The 15,874-nt window shown below is 40.7% G+C and carries 19 protein-coding genes, 1 pseudogene and 1 riboswitch; of the genes and pseudogenes, 7 read left to right on the top strand and 13 right to left on the bottom strand.

Going from position 1 to position 15,874, the window contains the following annotated elements:
• Window positions 1-35 precede the first annotated feature (35 nt).
• The 3 genes from mqo to D3873_RS00830 all read right to left on the bottom strand — a co-directional run bounded on the left by mqo (window position 36) and on the right by D3873_RS00830 (window position 3,373).
• Window positions 36-1,544, bottom strand: a complete 1,509-nt coding sequence (gene mqo / locus D3873_RS00840) for a malate dehydrogenase (quinone) (protein WP_274379958.1) — start codon at window positions 1,542-1,544, stop codon at window positions 36-38.
• A 208-nt stretch (window positions 1,545-1,752) separates the two neighbouring features.
• A complete protein-coding gene (locus D3873_RS00835; RefSeq protein ID WP_119884440.1) occupies window positions 1,753-2,802 on the bottom strand; it encodes a GGDEF domain-containing protein in 1,050 nt (349 codons plus the stop codon).
• Window positions 2,803-2,971: 169 nt separating this feature from the next.
• Window positions 2,972-3,373 carry an NUDIX hydrolase gene (locus D3873_RS00830; protein WP_119882227.1) on the bottom strand — a complete coding sequence of 134 codons (402 nt, stop codon included), beginning with the start codon at window positions 3,371-3,373 and terminating at the stop codon, window positions 2,972-2,974.
• Between the two features lie 83 nt (window positions 3,374-3,456).
• On the opposite strand from D3873_RS00830, the gene D3873_RS00825 reads away from it, so the two are divergent.
• Genes D3873_RS00825 through D3873_RS00815 form a run of 3 tightly spaced genes read left to right on the top strand, consistent with a single transcriptional unit; the run spans window position 3,457 to window position 5,523 of the window.
• A complete protein-coding gene (locus D3873_RS00825) occupies window positions 3,457-4,047 on the top strand; it encodes a YdeI/OmpD-associated family protein (protein ID WP_119882226.1) in 591 nt (196 codons plus the stop codon).
• Between the two features lie 32 nt (window positions 4,048-4,079).
• Window positions 4,080-4,406 (top strand): nucleotide pyrophosphohydrolase, encoded by a 327-nt coding sequence (locus D3873_RS00820; RefSeq protein WP_119882225.1) that lies wholly within the window; start codon window positions 4,080-4,082, stop codon window positions 4,404-4,406.
• Between the two features lie 25 nt (window positions 4,407-4,431).
• Entirely contained in the window at window positions 4,432-5,523 is a 1,092-nt protein-coding gene (locus tag D3873_RS00815) for a threonine aldolase family protein (RefSeq protein WP_119882224.1), read from the top strand.
• A 39-nt stretch (window positions 5,524-5,562) separates the two neighbouring features.
• Here the strand turns inward: D3873_RS00815 and crcB (D3873_RS00810) are convergent, their stop codons facing one another.
• The 6 genes from crcB (D3873_RS00810) to D3873_RS00785 all read right to left on the bottom strand — a co-directional run bounded on the left by crcB (D3873_RS00810) (window position 5,563) and on the right by D3873_RS00785 (window position 10,259).
• Window positions 5,563-5,919, bottom strand: coding sequence for a fluoride efflux transporter CrcB (gene crcB / locus D3873_RS00810; protein ID WP_119884439.1), 357 nt, complete (start codon window positions 5,917-5,919; stop codon window positions 5,563-5,565).
• Window positions 5,920-5,921: 2 nt separating this feature from the next.
• Complete coding sequence (crcB, locus tag D3873_RS00805) at window positions 5,922-6,299, bottom strand: fluoride efflux transporter CrcB (protein ID WP_119882223.1); 378 nt, start codon at window positions 6,297-6,299, stop codon at window positions 5,922-5,924.
• A 51-nt stretch (window positions 6,300-6,350) separates the two neighbouring features.
• Window positions 6,351-6,410: riboswitch (Fluoride riboswitch) on the bottom strand.
• 44 nt (window positions 6,411-6,454) lie between these two features.
• Window positions 6,455-7,846, bottom strand: a complete 1,392-nt coding sequence (locus D3873_RS00800) for a sensor histidine kinase (RefSeq protein WP_119882222.1) — start codon at window positions 7,844-7,846, stop codon at window positions 6,455-6,457.
• Window positions 7,843-8,526: a response regulator transcription factor gene (locus D3873_RS00795; protein WP_119882221.1), complete on the bottom strand. Its 684-nt coding sequence runs from the start codon at window positions 8,524-8,526 to the stop codon at window positions 7,843-7,845. The genes D3873_RS00800 and D3873_RS00795 overlap by 4 nt, the downstream gene beginning before the upstream one ends.
• Before the next feature lie 16 nt (window positions 8,527-8,542).
• Complete coding sequence (locus D3873_RS00790; RefSeq protein ID WP_119882220.1) at window positions 8,543-9,220, bottom strand: ABC transporter ATP-binding protein; 678 nt, start codon at window positions 9,218-9,220, stop codon at window positions 8,543-8,545.
• Window positions 9,221-9,224: 4 nt separating this feature from the next.
• Window positions 9,225-10,259: an FtsX-like permease family protein gene (locus D3873_RS00785; RefSeq protein ID WP_119882219.1), complete on the bottom strand. Its 1,035-nt coding sequence runs from the start codon at window positions 10,257-10,259 to the stop codon at window positions 9,225-9,227.
• 151 nt (window positions 10,260-10,410) lie between these two features.
• Between D3873_RS00785 and D3873_RS00780 the strand changes: the two genes are divergently transcribed.
• Window positions 10,411-10,734 carry a nucleoside triphosphate pyrophosphohydrolase gene (locus D3873_RS00780; RefSeq protein WP_119882218.1) on the top strand — a complete coding sequence of 108 codons (324 nt, stop codon included), beginning with the start codon at window positions 10,411-10,413 and terminating at the stop codon, window positions 10,732-10,734.
• A 16-nt stretch (window positions 10,735-10,750) separates the two neighbouring features.
• Window positions 10,751-11,710, top strand: a complete 960-nt coding sequence (locus D3873_RS00775) for an HNH endonuclease (protein ID WP_119882217.1) — start codon at window positions 10,751-10,753, stop codon at window positions 11,708-11,710.
• Between the two features lie 67 nt (window positions 11,711-11,777).
• Here the strand turns inward: D3873_RS00775 and D3873_RS00770 are convergent, their stop codons facing one another.
• Entirely contained in the window at window positions 11,778-12,287 is a 510-nt protein-coding gene (locus D3873_RS00770; protein WP_119882216.1) for an NUDIX domain-containing protein, read from the bottom strand.
• Window positions 12,288-12,318: 31 nt separating this feature from the next.
• Window positions 12,319-12,822, bottom strand: coding sequence for an LURP-one-related/scramblase family protein (locus tag D3873_RS00765; protein ID WP_119882215.1), 504 nt, complete (start codon window positions 12,820-12,822; stop codon window positions 12,319-12,321).
• A gap of 107 nt (window positions 12,823-12,929) precedes the next feature.
• Between D3873_RS00765 and D3873_RS00760 the strand changes: the two are divergent.
• Window positions 12,930-13,382, top strand: a pseudogene (locus D3873_RS00760) (ASCH domain-containing protein); the annotation flags it as partial.
• A gap of 21 nt (window positions 13,383-13,403) precedes the next feature.
• Complete coding sequence (locus tag D3873_RS00755; protein ID WP_119884438.1) at window positions 13,404-13,835, top strand: cytidine deaminase; 432 nt, start codon at window positions 13,404-13,406, stop codon at window positions 13,833-13,835.
• A gap of 98 nt (window positions 13,836-13,933) precedes the next feature.
• Here the strand turns inward: D3873_RS00755 and D3873_RS00750 are convergent, their stop codons facing one another.
• Window positions 13,934-14,806 carry a patatin-like phospholipase family protein gene (locus D3873_RS00750; protein WP_119882214.1) on the bottom strand — a complete coding sequence of 291 codons (873 nt, stop codon included), beginning with the start codon at window positions 14,804-14,806 and terminating at the stop codon, window positions 13,934-13,936.
• 18 nt (window positions 14,807-14,824) lie between these two features.
• Complete coding sequence (locus D3873_RS00745; RefSeq protein ID WP_119882213.1) at window positions 14,825-15,655, bottom strand: DegV family protein; 831 nt, start codon at window positions 15,653-15,655, stop codon at window positions 14,825-14,827.
• Window positions 15,656-15,874 lie beyond the last annotated feature (219 nt).

Raw genomic sequence — 15,874 nt, 5'->3', positions numbered from 1 at the left:
AGCCCCGCTCTATTTCTAGAACGAGGCTCTACTTGTTATTCTACTTTTTCGCCACTTAACAACACTTCCGCTGTTGAAGCGTGAATTTCTTTTAATAGTTCTGGATGATCCATCAATCGTAATCCGTAAGATGGTACCATTTCTTTAATCTTCGGCTCCCATTCACTCATACGTTCTGGGAAGCACTTGGCGATTACTTGCAACATAACATGCACAGCAGTTGACGCACCAGGAGAAGCTCCTAGTAACGCTGCAACAGAACCGTCTTCAGACGTAATAACTTCTGTTCCAAATTGAAGTGTTCCTTTTCCGCCAGCTTCCGTGTCTTTGATGACTTGTACACGTTGACCTGCTACGACGAAATCCCAGTCATCACTTTCTGCATGTGGGATGAACTCACGCAATTCTTCCATGCGTTGTTCTTTCGTTAATAGTAACTGCTCGATTAAATACTTCGTTAACGACATATTTTTCGCACCAGCTGCTAACATTGTTCCCACGTTGTTAGGTTTCACAGAAGTAATTAAGTCCATCATCGAACCTGTTTTCAAAAACTTCGGTGTGAAGCCAGCAAACGGTCCAAATAATAACGATTTTTTTCCTTCGATGAATCGTGTATCTAAATGAGGAACCGACATCGGTGGTGCCCCTACTTTCGCTTTTCCATACACTTTTGCATGGTGTTGCGCGATGATTTCCGGATTCGTACATACCATGAAAATTCCGCTAACAGGGAATCCTCCTACTTGCTTACTTTCCGGAATTCCTGTTTTTTGCAATAAATGAAGACTTCCGCCTCCGCCGCCGATAAAGACAAACTTCGCTGGATGCTTTTCAACTTGATCGCTAAAACGATTACGCACCTTCAGCTCCCAGTCGCCTTCTTTCGTGCGAGAAACATTTTCCACCTTCGTATTGTAGTGAACGTTCACACCTTTTGACTGTAAGTGATCGAACAACATACGCGTCAACTCACCAAAGTTTACGTCCGTACCAGTATCGATTTTCGTCGCCGCAACTGCTTCATTCAGCTCACGATTTTGCATAATAAGCGGAATCCACTCCATCAACGTCGCTGGATCCTCTGAAAACTCCATTCCTTTAAACAATGGATTAGCCGTCATTGCAGCAAAGCGTTTTTTTAGAAACGCCACATCATCGTCTCCCATTACCAAGCTCATATGCGGTAACGGCTGGATGAATTTATCGGGATTGGACAAAATTCCGTTTTTCACTAAATGCGACCAAAACTGCATCGACACTTGGAATTGTTCATTCACATTAATCGCTTTGGAAATATCCATCGTGCCATCCGGCAACTCGTTCGTATAGTTCAACTCACAAAGCGCAGCATGCCCTGTCCCGGCATTATTCCACTCATTCGAACTCTCTTCACCAGGTTGATCCAACTTCTCATACACCGTAATCGAACACGTTGGAACTAACTCTTTTAAAATCGTCCCAAGCGTTGCACTCATAATACCAGCACCGATTAACACGATTTCCATTTCTTTTTGACTTTTACTCATCGTAACCTTCCTCACCTTAAACTTCGATTTATCTATACAAAACTGAATTAGCAAAAAAACTCTACCTATATAGTATAAACCATTTGACAAGCCTGAAAAGCGAAAAGCCCACGAAAGATGTAAATCGTGGGCAAAAAATCTCTATTCACTTCATTTCACCATCCAAAACACACAATAATTCGACCCTTTTTTGGGCAATGAAACACTCGTCGCTACGTTCAGATTACGAAAAGACAATGCGATTTCGTCCTTCTGCCTTCGCTTGATACAACAATTTATCGACTTTTTTCACGAATTCTTCACACGATTCCCCACTGCATTTAGACACCCCAAAGCTAAGTGTGATCGAAAACGTTTGCTCATCGTAGTGGAAACTTTGCGAAGCAATCGATTCTTTTACTTCCATGAGTAAAGCTTGAACTTCCTCATCCGATAATCCGTCAAGCAAAATAGCGAACTCTTCCCCGCCGTATCGGAAGACTTTCCCTCGATGCTTCGGAACAATGGAAGCAATAAGCGCAGCAATTCGTCGTAACACTTTGTCACCGATGACGTGACCATATGTATCATTCACAGGTTTAAAATGATCGATATCTGCTAGAACTAAGTAAAATTCCTGACAACTCGATTGTTGATCAATCAAGGTTTGTTGAAATGCGCGGTAATTCAATAAGTCAGTCAAATAATCTCGATTTGCCGCTTCTGTCAGAGCATTTTTATCGATATATAATTTTCTTTCACGCGAGACAATTAGTCCACCAAGACTACCAATCAGCAATAGGAACAAAACGGTACATGCAAATTCTACAAACAACGCACTTGTTAGAGCGCTTCCTTTTTCCACAAAAAACATAATCGTGTAGACAGCAGCAAACGAAATAGCTGAAAGAAGTCCACCGTACAGCTTCCAATACACCGTAATATGTAAAATGATTAAATACGAAACAGGAATAAGCGGACTATCAATACCTCCTGTTAACGGAACAAGTGCCGAAAAAGCGATAAAATCAAAAAATGGCCCACCCTTTGTCATAATCGTATACAGCTGTGAACCTTCTTCACTCACACGCAAGTAAAATTCCGAAATTCCCATATATAATATCCCAAATAGGACAAGACCAATGAAAAATAACCCCTTTGTGGGATTAGGGTCTTGCGAATATTGAAATAAGAAAACAGCAATTGCAATAACTAAAAATAACCAACGCAAAGAAGAAAAAATAATTTCGAGCGCGTGGTCAGAATGGTGCGCCGTTTTGATAAAATTTTTCACTTCTTCACATCCTTTCAACGAACATCCTAATCTTATTATAAAGATTCATTTCCAATAATCTACATTTATTTTGTTTGAAATAAAGATATTTTTTAGCTAGGTTTCTCTAGTGTAATTCCCTACCGTATGTTTCTATCTGCGATTTTGTCCATCACACTTCGCACCGAAATCACTTAAATACGCGGGAGTAAACTTTCCCTGAAAAAGAAGTTGCATCTTGGACGCGAATTCGCTGACTTTTACTTAGTTCATCAAGCGTTGCCCATTTATATTCCGAGTGCTCTGCGCTCAATTGAATCGCCGCGTTTTCTGTTAATGTACACGTAAAAATTGCCGCATGCGTCCGTATGCTGGGATGATAGTAGATTCCTGTCATTACGATGTTCTCAACTACGACACTCAGCTCTTCTATACATTCTCGTAATAAGGCGTCATACATCGATTCACCAGAATCCACTCCCCCACCTGGGAGACTCCAACCCTTGTTACCATAAGTACGCTTAAGTAATAAAACCTTGCCATCTTCGTTTTGAATGATGGCATGTGCACCAAGATGAAATAATTCCGTCATACGTTCCTCCTGCTATTTGTTGTTCATTATTTACTGCGATATGATAGTACTACAATTCTATCGAAGCTAGGAGGGATTTCAACATGACAGCTGAAAAACATCCAAACGTGGAGCTTTACCTTGAGAAAGCGACAAAATGGAAAGAAGAAGTCACGATTTTGCGAGAGTTGATGCTAGAAACAGGATTAACAGAAGACTATAAATGGATGAATCCTTGTTACACCTTAGAGGGGAAAAACATCGTCCTGATTCATTGTTTCAAAGAATACTGTGCTCTTCTGTTTTTCAAAGGATCTTTATTGACCGATCCGCATCACTATTTAGTGATTCAAACCGAAAACGTCCAAGCAAGACGACAGCTTCGGTTTACGAAGGCATCCGAAATTGTCTCGATGAAGTCGGAAATACTCGACTTTGTTCAACAAGCGATTGACGTCGAGAAATCTGGTAAGCAAGTTCCAATGAAAACAACGAAAGAATTTGAAATGCCAGAAGAATTCCAGCAAAAACTGGAAGAATCAGAAGCATTAAAAGAAGCATTTGAATCGTTGACGCCAGGAAGACAACGTGCATATTTGCTGCATTTTGCTGGAGCCAAACAATCGAAAACACGGCTTGCTCGAGTGGAAAAGTACATCCCACACATCTTAAACGGAAAAGGGTTAAACGACTAATCGTTCACCACGACAAAAAAGGAAGTGCCAACATGAGTGATATACAACAACTAATTACCGCGATTAATGAATTCCTAGACGAACGAAACTGGAGAGCCCATCATAACCCAAAAGACTTGGCTATTTCAATCTCCATTGAAGCAGCAGAGTTACTCGAAGATTTCCAGTGGCGTTCCAGTGAGGAAGCGATTGAAGAAAACATCGACAATATTAAAGATGAAATTGCGGATGTCATGATCTACACATTAATGCTATGTGACGGTTTGGGGTTAGACCCGAAGGAACTGATCGAAAAGAAAATCGTGAAAAACGGAGTGAAATATCCTGCCCCTGTCTCTACTACGTCTAGTTCTACCTAATACTTCTACACGGAGGAATGATGAAATGGTAACAACCAACGCATTATCCGAAGCTTTCCAAGCGACATCTATCCAATTAGCTGGTCACGGAAAACGAAACATAGGAGTTTTAAAAGATGTCGTCGAATCTTTGGACAGCGAAACGTTAAGCGATATATATGGCAATGGAGAAATTATTGAGCAGTTCCAAGTAAAAATGGCGGCATATTTAGGGAAAGAATCCGCTGTGTTTTTTCCTAGCGGAACGATGGCGCAACAAATTGCACTTCGACTTTGGGCAGATAAAAAGAAGCAAAAGAAAGTCGCCTATCATCCACTATGTCATTTGGAAATCCACGAAGCAGACGGGCTAAAAGAACTTCACCACCTCGACGTCCATCTTCTTGGAGAGGAAAATCGCGTGGTGACGATACATGATCTTGAATCGATGCCAACTGATGTAGCGGTCGTTTTACTTGAATTACCACAGCGAGAAATCGGCGGTCAACTTCCCGAGTGGGAAGAACTCGTACGCATGTCCTCCTACTGTCGAACGAATGGGATATACCTGCATTTAGATGGAGCACGATTATACGAAATCTTACCCTACTACGGAAAAACAGCGGCAGAAGTTTGCGAACTATTTGATAGTGCATATATCTCCATGTATAAAGGAATAGGTGGAATCGCTGGCGCTATATTAGCAGGAAGTGACAACTTTATTCAAGAAGCGAAAGTATGGAAACAGCGGTATGGTGGTAACTTAATCAGTTTGTATCCGTATATCGTGACAGCAAATGCTTACTTTGATGAACGTCACGATAAAATGCCGGAGTATTATGAGAATGCGAAGAAACTCGCTCAATTATTTAATACGTGTGCACACATTCAGACAGTCCCAGAAACGCCAGTTTCCAATATGTTTCATGTGCATATCGATGCCTCCAAAGAGGAGCTAGAGCGAATTTTCACAACGGTCATGAAAACGACGGATATTGGCATTACTAGTTACGTGAAAGAAATGTCTGACGAGACGCTAGGATTTGAACTAAGCCTAGGCGATCAGCTCGGACAAATTCCAGAAACAGAATTAGAAAACGTGTTTTCTTTACTCCGAAATGCGATGAACAATCTATAGAAAAGAACGTCTGAGAGGCTCTCCCATTCTCAGACGTTTTTAATGATGGGCAATCAAATAGCCGATATACGCAAGGGGGATTCCTACTCCGTAGCTAAGCACCGTATACAGAAGAACGACCTTTCGCTCTTCCTTTAAATGTAGTTGAATACTTTCTAATTTGAATGTCGAGAACGTAGTGAAAGAACCAAGAAATCCTGTACCGATTAGTAACATAACAGAAGTCCGCACATCATTTCCTATTAAAAATCCTAACCAAAATGAACCAACAACGTTTACGAGAAAGGTCGCCAATGGAAATGACCTCTTCCATCTCACACTAATCCACCGACTTACAATATACCGACTATTTGCCCCGAAGAATGCCCCAAGACCGACTAGTAGAATACTCGAAATACTCATCGTTTCGGCTCCAGTTTCCGGTGTCGAAAACCGATGCGACTCATGACAAGTCCTCCACCAATACTACTGAAAATGTAAAGAAAAGCGAGAAACACATGGCTCTCTTGGAAAAGAGTCACCGTCTCCACACTAAGCGTAGAGAACGTGGTAAACGATCCGACAAATCCTGTTCCAATAATAGCCTTTACTTCATCGGAAAGCCTGAATTTCCACACGATATGTGTCGTGAACCAGGCCAACACAAAACTTCCAAGTAAATTCGCGATCAACGTCGGAAACGGAAAAATAATATCCGGGTTATAAAATAGTTCACCTAGCGCGTACCGTAAAATCGCGCCAAACGAACCCGCTAATCCGATCAGTAGATATAACATGCGTCACACACTCCCTTACACATAAAAAGACTCCTGCTAGGCATCACAAAAATACCAGCAGGAGTCATTAGCCATCGGCGGTTAAAGGTGAACTCCATCACCTGAACGAACATTTTCTTTAGTATAAAACAACAAACTCTGAAAAGAAAGGTTCCTTAAGTCGATGTCGGAAGAACAGTTGGAAATGTCATTTTCACAGTTGTCCCTTCTTTTTGGATACTCGTTACGTCAATTGTCCCTTTGTGGAGCTCGATAATTTGTTGCACGATGGAAAGCCCTAAGCCTGTTCCTTCCACATTGCGACCTCTAGCTGAATCGGCTCGATAAAAACGTTCAAAGATTCGTTCAAGTTCTGCTGGTGTCATTCCAATTCCGTCGTCCTTCACCGTTACGCCGACTGAGTCCTCTGTTTTTTCGACTGTAATGTCAATCCGTCCGTGTGGCGGTGTATATTTGATCGCGTTCGTTAAGACATTATCCCACACAGCATATAACATCGACGCGTCTCCCTGCAATATGGCGTTGGGAATAGAGTAGTCAAGGCTTAGTTCTTTTTCTTGTAGGATCCATTGATAATTTCGAATCACTTCTTTCCACTGTGCCGCAATATCGACTTGCGCAGTCATCGCAGGAAAATCGTGCTGGTCAAGTGAAGCTAGTAGTAACAATTGTCTCGTTAACGTGGATAATCGACTAACTTCTGAATGAATGATCGCGCTATATTCCGATTGTTCTTCTTTGATTTCAGTTTGTGCAGTCAATTCCAAATAGTTTTTAATCGTTGATAGCGGAGACTGGATATCGTGCGAAACATTGGAAATAAACGCTTTTTTCATGTCGTCTGATTGTTCAAGTTGCCGAGCCATATGTTGAAAACTTGTTGCAAGCTTCCCAAGCTCGTCCTGTCTTTTTGTGTTCAATTGAACATTGAAATTTCCTTCTGCCAGTGACTTAGTTGCGTTCGTCATTTCACTGATTGGTTGTACGAGGAATTTCGTACTGATCAGTACAAAAATAATCGCCGCAAAAAAGGCAATACCGACAATCCAGCCAAAAAGAATATGCATTTCATTAAACAGCTGTTCAATATTTGGACGAATGAAGAGCGCGATATTATTGTTCTCTCGCTTCACAGGAACGCCAATCGAATTCCGCAATTCATTCGCAAAATAGCCCGTCACAAATGTTTTCGTTGGAAATTCGTTCATCCCGTGATATGTCTCACCAGACCAAACACGTTCGAGCACTTGAGGAGACAGTGACGTTTCTCGAAAGGCGGCACCATAAAACGTTTTAGTTCCCGCTTGATCAACCACACACAGCTGATACCCCACTTCGCTAATACTCGTAAGGTATTCCTCCATTGAGACATCTGGATGTTTTTCGATGAAGGTTTTAACCTCGTGCGCAATTTCCGTATTTTTCGCATCGTTTTGTTCTTTTAAATGCAGTTGATAATACATATTCGAAAGTATAAACGCGAAAAGGAAACTCCCGATTATAACTCCAATCGTTAGGACAACAAACTTTGTGTAAAGTGTCTTCATCTTTCTGTTACCTCCAATGAGTAACCCACTCCGCGCAGAGTTTTGATTCGAAAGCCACTCTCTTCTTCAGGGAATCGTTGACGCAATCGTTTAATATGTACATCTACTGTTCGCTCGTCTCCGGAGAAATCCAATCCCCAAACTTGATCGATAAGCTCGTCTCTCGTACAGACGCGTCTCACATGAGAAGCAAGGTACAAAAGAAGTTCGAACTCTTTTAAGGGAAGCAACAGTGTCTTGGAATCTATACGCACTTCAAACGTTTGTTGGTCAATGATCGCTTTTCCAATAGGAACAAGGCTCGCTTCTGCATGTTCCAACCCCGCGCGTCGCAGTAACGCTTGAATGCGAAAGAGTAATTCCTTTATTTCAAACGGTTTTACCACATAATCGTCTGTCCCCAATCGAAAGCCTTTCTCCTTGTCTTCAAGTGCTGCTTTTGCGGTTAATAAAATGATTGGCATCGACGTCGTTTCTCGTATTTTTCGTACCAATTCAAAGCCGTCCACGTAAGGCATCATCACATCGACAATCGCAAGGTCAAACGACTCTTTGCCAAGAACAGAAAGAGCAGCAGCACCGTTCGATGCTACACGGACAATGTACCCTGCCGATTCTAGTTGTTTTTGGACAAATACAAGTAACGCTTGATCATCATCTACTAGTAAAATGTGCCCCACATGAACTCCCTCATTTCTATTCTTCCGCCATAATTTCGCCGTCTTTCATCGTTACAATGCGATCCGCAAACGCCAACATGTCTTCATCGTGTGTTACCACTAGTGTAGCAATATTCATCGCTTTCGTTAACTTTTGAATGAGACCCATGACATGAGCCGATTTCTTCGAGTCTAAACTTGCAGTAGGTTCATCAGCAAAGAGAATGCTAGGACGGTGGATCAACGCTCGTGCAATCGCCACTCGCTGTTTTTCCCCACCAGATAACGAGGCAGGATAGGCGTTTTTTCGATGGTCCATTTCTACCCGCTCCAACAGATTATCCACTTCTGCTTGTCGTGCTCGTTTCGATAACGTCGATTCTGCCACATCTAACATTAAGTGAAGTTGCTCCTCTACCGTTAAGAACGGGACTAAGTAGGAAAATTGAAAAACAAAGCCAAATTCGGTTGCCCGAATCGCCCTTAGTTTTTCTTGAGAAAGGTCCAATAGATTTTCGCCGTCATACAAGACCTTTCCACTTGATGCATCTTGTAAACCGTTTGCGATCGTTAATAACGTACTCTTACCCGATCCCGATGCGCCAACAAGCGCCGTCACTTCCCCGTAAGGAATCGTGACATCGATTCCTTTCAGAATCATTTCCTTGTCATTACCCGATTGGAACGTTTTCGTAATGGATTGTAGCTCTAGCATAATCTTACACCTCTCCTTGTTGAATGGCTTGTAAAGGTTGCACGTTCTTCACTTGCCACCCAGAAATTGTTGCCCCTAGAAAGCCGACAAGAAAAAACAACCCCACTAATAAAAGAGTAGTGGATAGCGATAACTGGTACGGGAGACTTTCAGGTTTCATAAACGAAACAAGTTGACTTAGTAAAATCGAGAGAAATAGTGCAGCAGTGGTCGTGAGAATCATTTGCGTCCAGATTAATGTAAATAACGTAGACGTTTTCACACCAATTGCTTTCAAAATTCCATATAAACTCAACTTTTGAACATTCATCATGTAAAAAAAGATGCCAAAAAGCATGCCGCTAATTACCACTAAAAAACCGATGATCATGTTAAGAGATAATTGTTCGGATTGATAACTCGCAATCGTTTGTAAAAACTGAGAAGTAGAATATACGTCTAGTTCTTTCGAAAAAGCGACAGCCTCATCTCCTGGAAGAAACATCATTTGTCGCTCGCTCTTCCCAAAAAGTGCTGCAAAATCACGTTCGTTAACAAACGCAACCGCCGTATGACTATACGTTTGGCCTTCTACAAAATCCTTCACGACAAATTCCTTCTTGGACCATTCATTCACAACCGTATCCCCAATATGAACCCCTTGTTCTTTTAAAGAAGCATCCAGTACTATTTCACCGGCACGAACGCTTGGAAAGTGTTTAAAAGGGGTCGACGTAACAAATGCCACACTTTCTTGCTGATCCGCTGTTGTCGTCACATATCCCATTTGAATCGACAGTGCCATTGCCTCTTCATTCTCTTTCATAAATTCATTCGCCATATCGCTAGGAATAGCGGACATCGCCGAATTCCCTTCCGCTTCTTTAGACAAATAATACTGTCCAGAAGGCAAGTTTTTAATTAAACCTGCACTATCGTAAGACAAGCCATTCGCCAGTCCAGAAATCACCAACGTTAAAAAACTCACTAAAAAAATGATGGATCCTAAAATGATAAATTTGGACTTTCCTTTTTTCATTTCCTTCCACGCTAACTTCATATAAACACCCTCCATTCGTACTTTCCTACCTATCATAAAAAAGCAATATGAACGGAAGATGAACAAAAAAGGAGGGTGAAGAAAAAGATTATTCTTTTCGCTATAATAAAAGGAAGAAATTTCCCATCCATAGCATTCAGGAGGAACAATAATGCCAACCTACAACAAACTCATTCGAGATCGCATTTTAGAAATTATAGAAGCGAATGGAGCTACCTTTACAATAGAGCAACTAACTCCTGAACGTCATGCAGAAGAAATTAAAAAGAAATTAACAGAAGAAGTAACGGAATACCAAGAAGCCGTTGCGGGTAAAGATGCTATCGAAGAATTAGCAGACATTTTAGAACTGATTTACGCTGCCCTCCCCATACACGGAGCAGATTATGAAACATTAGAGAAAGTCCGAATTGCCAAAAAAGAAAAACGAGGGGGATTTGAAAAAGGGCATTTTTTAATAGAAGTATCCGAATAGTAAAGGAGGGTTCTGAATGGGATGGGATTTGACAGCTGCCGAGTCTAAAGATGACTATTTGACGGAAAATGATTTGTGGAGACATACGCAACACTTTTTAATGGATGCATCACATACTACTTCCTATAAACATGTGTTGATGAAAGCTCTATTAGAGTCAATCGCCGAAATAACCAACTCATGCGAATTATCTTTTGTTCAAATTTCTCGTCACGTGACCAAAATATATTGGAACTTAGTCGTAACCAATAACATTCGTCAATTGAACTCTAATTCTACCATTAGTTCCGTGGAAAAAATCTTGTATTCTTTCCAAGAGAAATATTCAATTCCCTCTGAATGGAACTTTGATCAACTGATTGACAAACAACAAGAAGAATTAATCAAACACATCAACAAAGTGTATAAACAATACGTATTCGGATCTTTTTATAAATCATTTAATGGAAGTATTTTTTCCTTTAATAAAAATGAAGAATGGGTTCGATTAAATCCACCTTATGTAATCTTTTTTGAAAGGTATAAACGTATTTTAATGAATGCTACAAACTATCAACTTGCACTTTTTCTTGAGAAGCATAATTCGCACTCAGTGATGACAAACTTACTAAGAAAATTAGAATTCCTCTCAGCCCGCCAGTCCTTGCAGGAATTTAAGTTTTTACTTCAAAAACAAGGGACGGAGACGTGCTTCTATTGCCACCAAGGTTTAGTAAAATCTCACGTGGATCATTTTATCCCATGGTCCTATATGCAAAATGACGTGTTGTGGAATTTCGTTTTAGCCTGTCCAAGGTGCAACACAAGTAAAGGTAACAAGTTAGCAGATAATAATTTCTTGTCACGTTTAATTGACCGTAATAACCAATGGCAAGATTTAATGGTTACCTCTAATTATTCAGAAGAAAAGTTACATCGACTGTACCATTTTGCTGAAAGCAATGGGTTCGCGACGGATTGGCGACCTGTTAACTAAGTTTCCTTTCATCAAAATAAGCAACTGACTGGCGAGCACTTTTCATTCACCAGTCAGTTGCTTTTGCTTATAGTTCTCTTTTCTCTATTAAATAATTCAACACCCAGTTTTCTCTTTCTATATATCCATTCACGTTAGGATCCACTTCCACGGTTTCATTTAACTTAATTGCTTCTTGGATTGTCATCCAAACAAGGTGATAACCTTCTCGAATCTCTTTTTCCGTTAGCTCTGGTTCTACTTGTTTGTTGGAGCGTAGTTCAACTTCGTAATATGGAGAGGTTTGCACATACCAACTGGATGGATCTTTTCGATCTTGTTTTGACTGGATGATACTTCCTAAGTAGGATTTGACGCTTACATCGATGAATCCAGTTTCTTCTTTTATTTCCCGAAGAAGCGCAGGTATTTCTTCTTCCCCTGATTCAACTCCTCCTCCAGGAAATTTCACGTCTCCTCGTTTCGATTTCATCATTAAAATTTTTTCTCCCTCGCGGATAATTGCTCGCACCCCTGTGCGAATTATTTTCGGTGTATCTTGCGGTGCTTCTTGTCCAAAAAACTGTGTAAATGGCACTCTTACTCCTACTTTCCTTCTTGTGATGGCTTTACGTATGCATATGAATACTGGAGTTAGCTGCAGCTTCGTCTGCTTTCACACAGTCAATTGCCACGACGATTGCGATGACGACTTTCTCCAATTCTTCATTTAGGAGTTCGACTCGGTAACTGTCTCCCCAAGTGAACCATTCTTTGGACACTCTGCCGATGACTTCGCCATTTTGAATCATTTCGAAGTCCATGTCCCACCAGTTACCTTGCACGTCGATATCCACGCCGGAAATAGTGTAGCGAGATTTTAAGAAAGAGAATTCTTTTTTAATCGTTAAGACGTCTTGCCTTTCTACTTCTACATAAAATGTGGGAAGCCATGAGAAGGTCTTTTTCGTAATGTTCGCAACTTCCGTGTTAGATCGATCGAAAATCGAAAACGTTTTAGGGATTTTCATGAAGCTACCTTGCACGCTATATACATCTTGTTCGGATTCATCGATGACGGTAAATTTTCCACTCAAACTAAATACTTTTTCTTTCATATAAAATGTTTTCAACTCATCCACTCCTTCAGTGCTTTCTTTTTACTACGAAAAAAACTGGAAAAAGATTCAATTGTTTATTTCCAGCAAATGTTACAATTTAAGAGAAGGGGAGACTTTACATGAATGAAATGACGAAAACCTATTGGGAAAATTATTGGAAACAGTTGGGGAAGGATGTTCCAGAGAACGTCACTGCATGGCAATTTGGGGCTAGTCCGAATAAATTAGCTTCCCTTGTTATTAGCGGTAGAAAGACGGCGACATGTTCTGCAGTAGTTACATACGAAAAACTTGGCGAACCTATTCCAGAGTTAGGGGAATATAGCGTTATATTAAATGATGCTGATGAACCGTTATGTATCATCCAAACAACAGAACTTGTTATTCAACCATTTAAGAAAGTGACTGCTGATTTCGCAGTGGCTGAAGGCGAAGGTGACTTGTCTTACGATTACTGGCACCGCGTACATGTGGAGTTTTTCACAGAGGAATTAAAGGGATTTGAGATGGAATTTTCCGAAGATCTGATGCTAGTATGTGAACGATTTACCGTCATTGATGTGAAATATAAAAACTCATATAGGAGAGATACCATGATTACAACGAAAAAGTTAGAAGAACAAGATTATGAACTAATTCGCGCAGCGGAAAAAGTGATTGAAGATAATTACCGTTACGGGAGACACCATATTGGTGCAGCCGTAAGAACGACTTCAGGTAAAGTATTTGCAGCGGTTCATTTAGAAGCGAATGTTGGAAGAATTGCGGTATGCGGGGAAGCAATGGCACTTGGCAAGTCGATATCAGAAGGCCATCCGGATTTTGAAACGATTGTCGCTGTTGCACATCCTCATCCACATGAAGATATCGAAAACTGTTGGGTTGTTGCGCCTTGTGGCATGTGTCGAGAATTGATTAGCGATTATGGTCAAAATACAGACGTTATTTTGAAGTATCAAGGTGAAATCGTGAAATGCAATGTGATGGAGTTGCTTCCTGAGAAATACGGGAGTGAGTTGGAATAACTGAAAACGTCCAATAGAAAAAAGAATCTCTTTTTGAGTCAATCAATCGGAGATTCTTTTTTAATTTGCACATGTTGTTGTACGTTTCAATTTTTGTATTAGGAAGTCACAACAACATTTTTTGCACCTAACCACATCGTCATTTCTTCATACACCGCACGGGCGTCTTCGTATCCTTGCTGGTGGAAATTTTCGAGTTTTGTGATATCTCGTTCAGCTCTGGATACACCGAAGTCGTTACTTGGTCGGATGACAAACACCTTACCTTCGTCTTCTAAGCGTTCAATCGTATCCAATAATTCGTTGTAACGGTGCCATCTTGTTTCCAAAGCGTTTGTTAAGCCTGGAAATTCTTTGTAGAACAATTTATATGCTTTGGATAAAAAGGATTTCTTTTTGCGATAGCCTTTTTGTTTCGTCAACACAATCACCGGTTTTTCGACGCCGTCCAATTTCGCTTTATATAAAGGAATGGGATCTGCAATTCCACCGTCCATTAGTGTTTGTCCGGCAATTTCCACTGGTTTTGCCATGAATGGTAATGAGCTTGAAGCTCGGATAATGGATAACATCTCTGCTGATTCGGCATTCTTGTCGTGGTAAACGGCTTGACCTGTATAGCAATCCGTTGTGCCGATGACAAATCTTTCCTTGCCCACATTAAACGTCTCAAAGTCAAATGGCACTAAGTTATTAGGGATATGATCGAAGATTAAATCCATTCCAAACAGTTCTTTTTTAAAGAAAAGATTTTTCAGCGATATGTAATCTGGGTGTGATAAATAATCAATGGTAACGGAACGGTTTCTCCCTTTTTGACGGGATAGATATGAAGCTCCTTGGCAAGCTCCTGCTGAAACCCCAATAACATATGGAAAATAGCATTCCTTTTCCATGAAAAATTCCAAAACGCCAGCTGTGTATACCCCTCGCATACCGCCGCCTTCTAATATAAGTCCACTATCAAACACGTTAGCACGTCCTTTCGTTTACAGGAATGAAACAATCAATCCACCTTTACCAGCATATGTGCCCATCGTTGCGCCCATGTAATTCACGTACAATTCTTTTGGGTGAAGTCGTCGATTAATTTCATTCTTTAGCCATTCGGCTTCTTCCACATTTCCCGTGTGAGTAATTCCAAATACCGCATCCGAAAAATCGTCTCGTTTTTCTTGGATTCGTTCTAGCGCACGCTGAAGAAATTTTTTGGAACCTCGAACTTTTTCTTTAACGACGATTTCTCCTTGAATTCCTTCTAAAATAATTTTGATGTTCAATAATTTTGCGACGGATCCCGAAAATTTACTTAGTCTTCCGCCTTTCACCACATTTTCCAGATTATCGAGCAAGATGAAAATTTCCATGTTTTCCCTATATGTATAAAGTGCTTCAACAATTTCTTCGCGACTCTTTCCTTCATTCGCCAGTTGTACCGCCTTCATCACGAGCATGCCATAGGCTAGTGAGCCACCAAGCGTATCGATTATTTCAACATCTGTATTGGAGATCTCTTTTCCTAAAAGGGCAGATTGGTACGTGCCACTGAGTTTGGAAGATATCGTTAAACAGATTAACTGCTCGTTTTGTTGTGCAGCTTGTTGAAAGCTCTCTGCAAATTTGGCAGGAGAAGGTTGGGACGTTTTAGGGAGTTCACTCGTAGCGAACATTTTTTCAAAAAATGCAGGAGGAGATAAATCGACTCCTTCTGAATACTCCTCCTCACCGACTCGAACGGAGAGTGGAACCACGTGTACGTGATGTTTTTCTATGTAGTCCTTCGGTAAATCAGACGAACTATCCGTTAAAATGATGACCATTGCGGTACTCCTTTCGTTTCGTAAAAAAGTTTGTTGGAATAGAAGGATTGCGCTGAATGATTGCCTTTTGTTATAGTATGTTACTCCTTTTTTTCCATTTAGCAACCAATTGACAACCTGTTCATTTATGATGTGTTGTAAAATTATGGTATCATTAATTACGGACAAATCATCGGGGGAAATGCAGAAAAACCCCTTCCCCTCTAAACGATACAAAGG

It is taken from the genome of Paenisporosarcina cavernae (genome assembly GCF_003595195.1).
Lineage (GTDB): Bacteria > Bacillota > Bacilli > Bacillales_A > Planococcaceae > Paenisporosarcina > Paenisporosarcina cavernae.
This window is presented reverse-complemented; position numbering and strand designations above follow the sequence as displayed.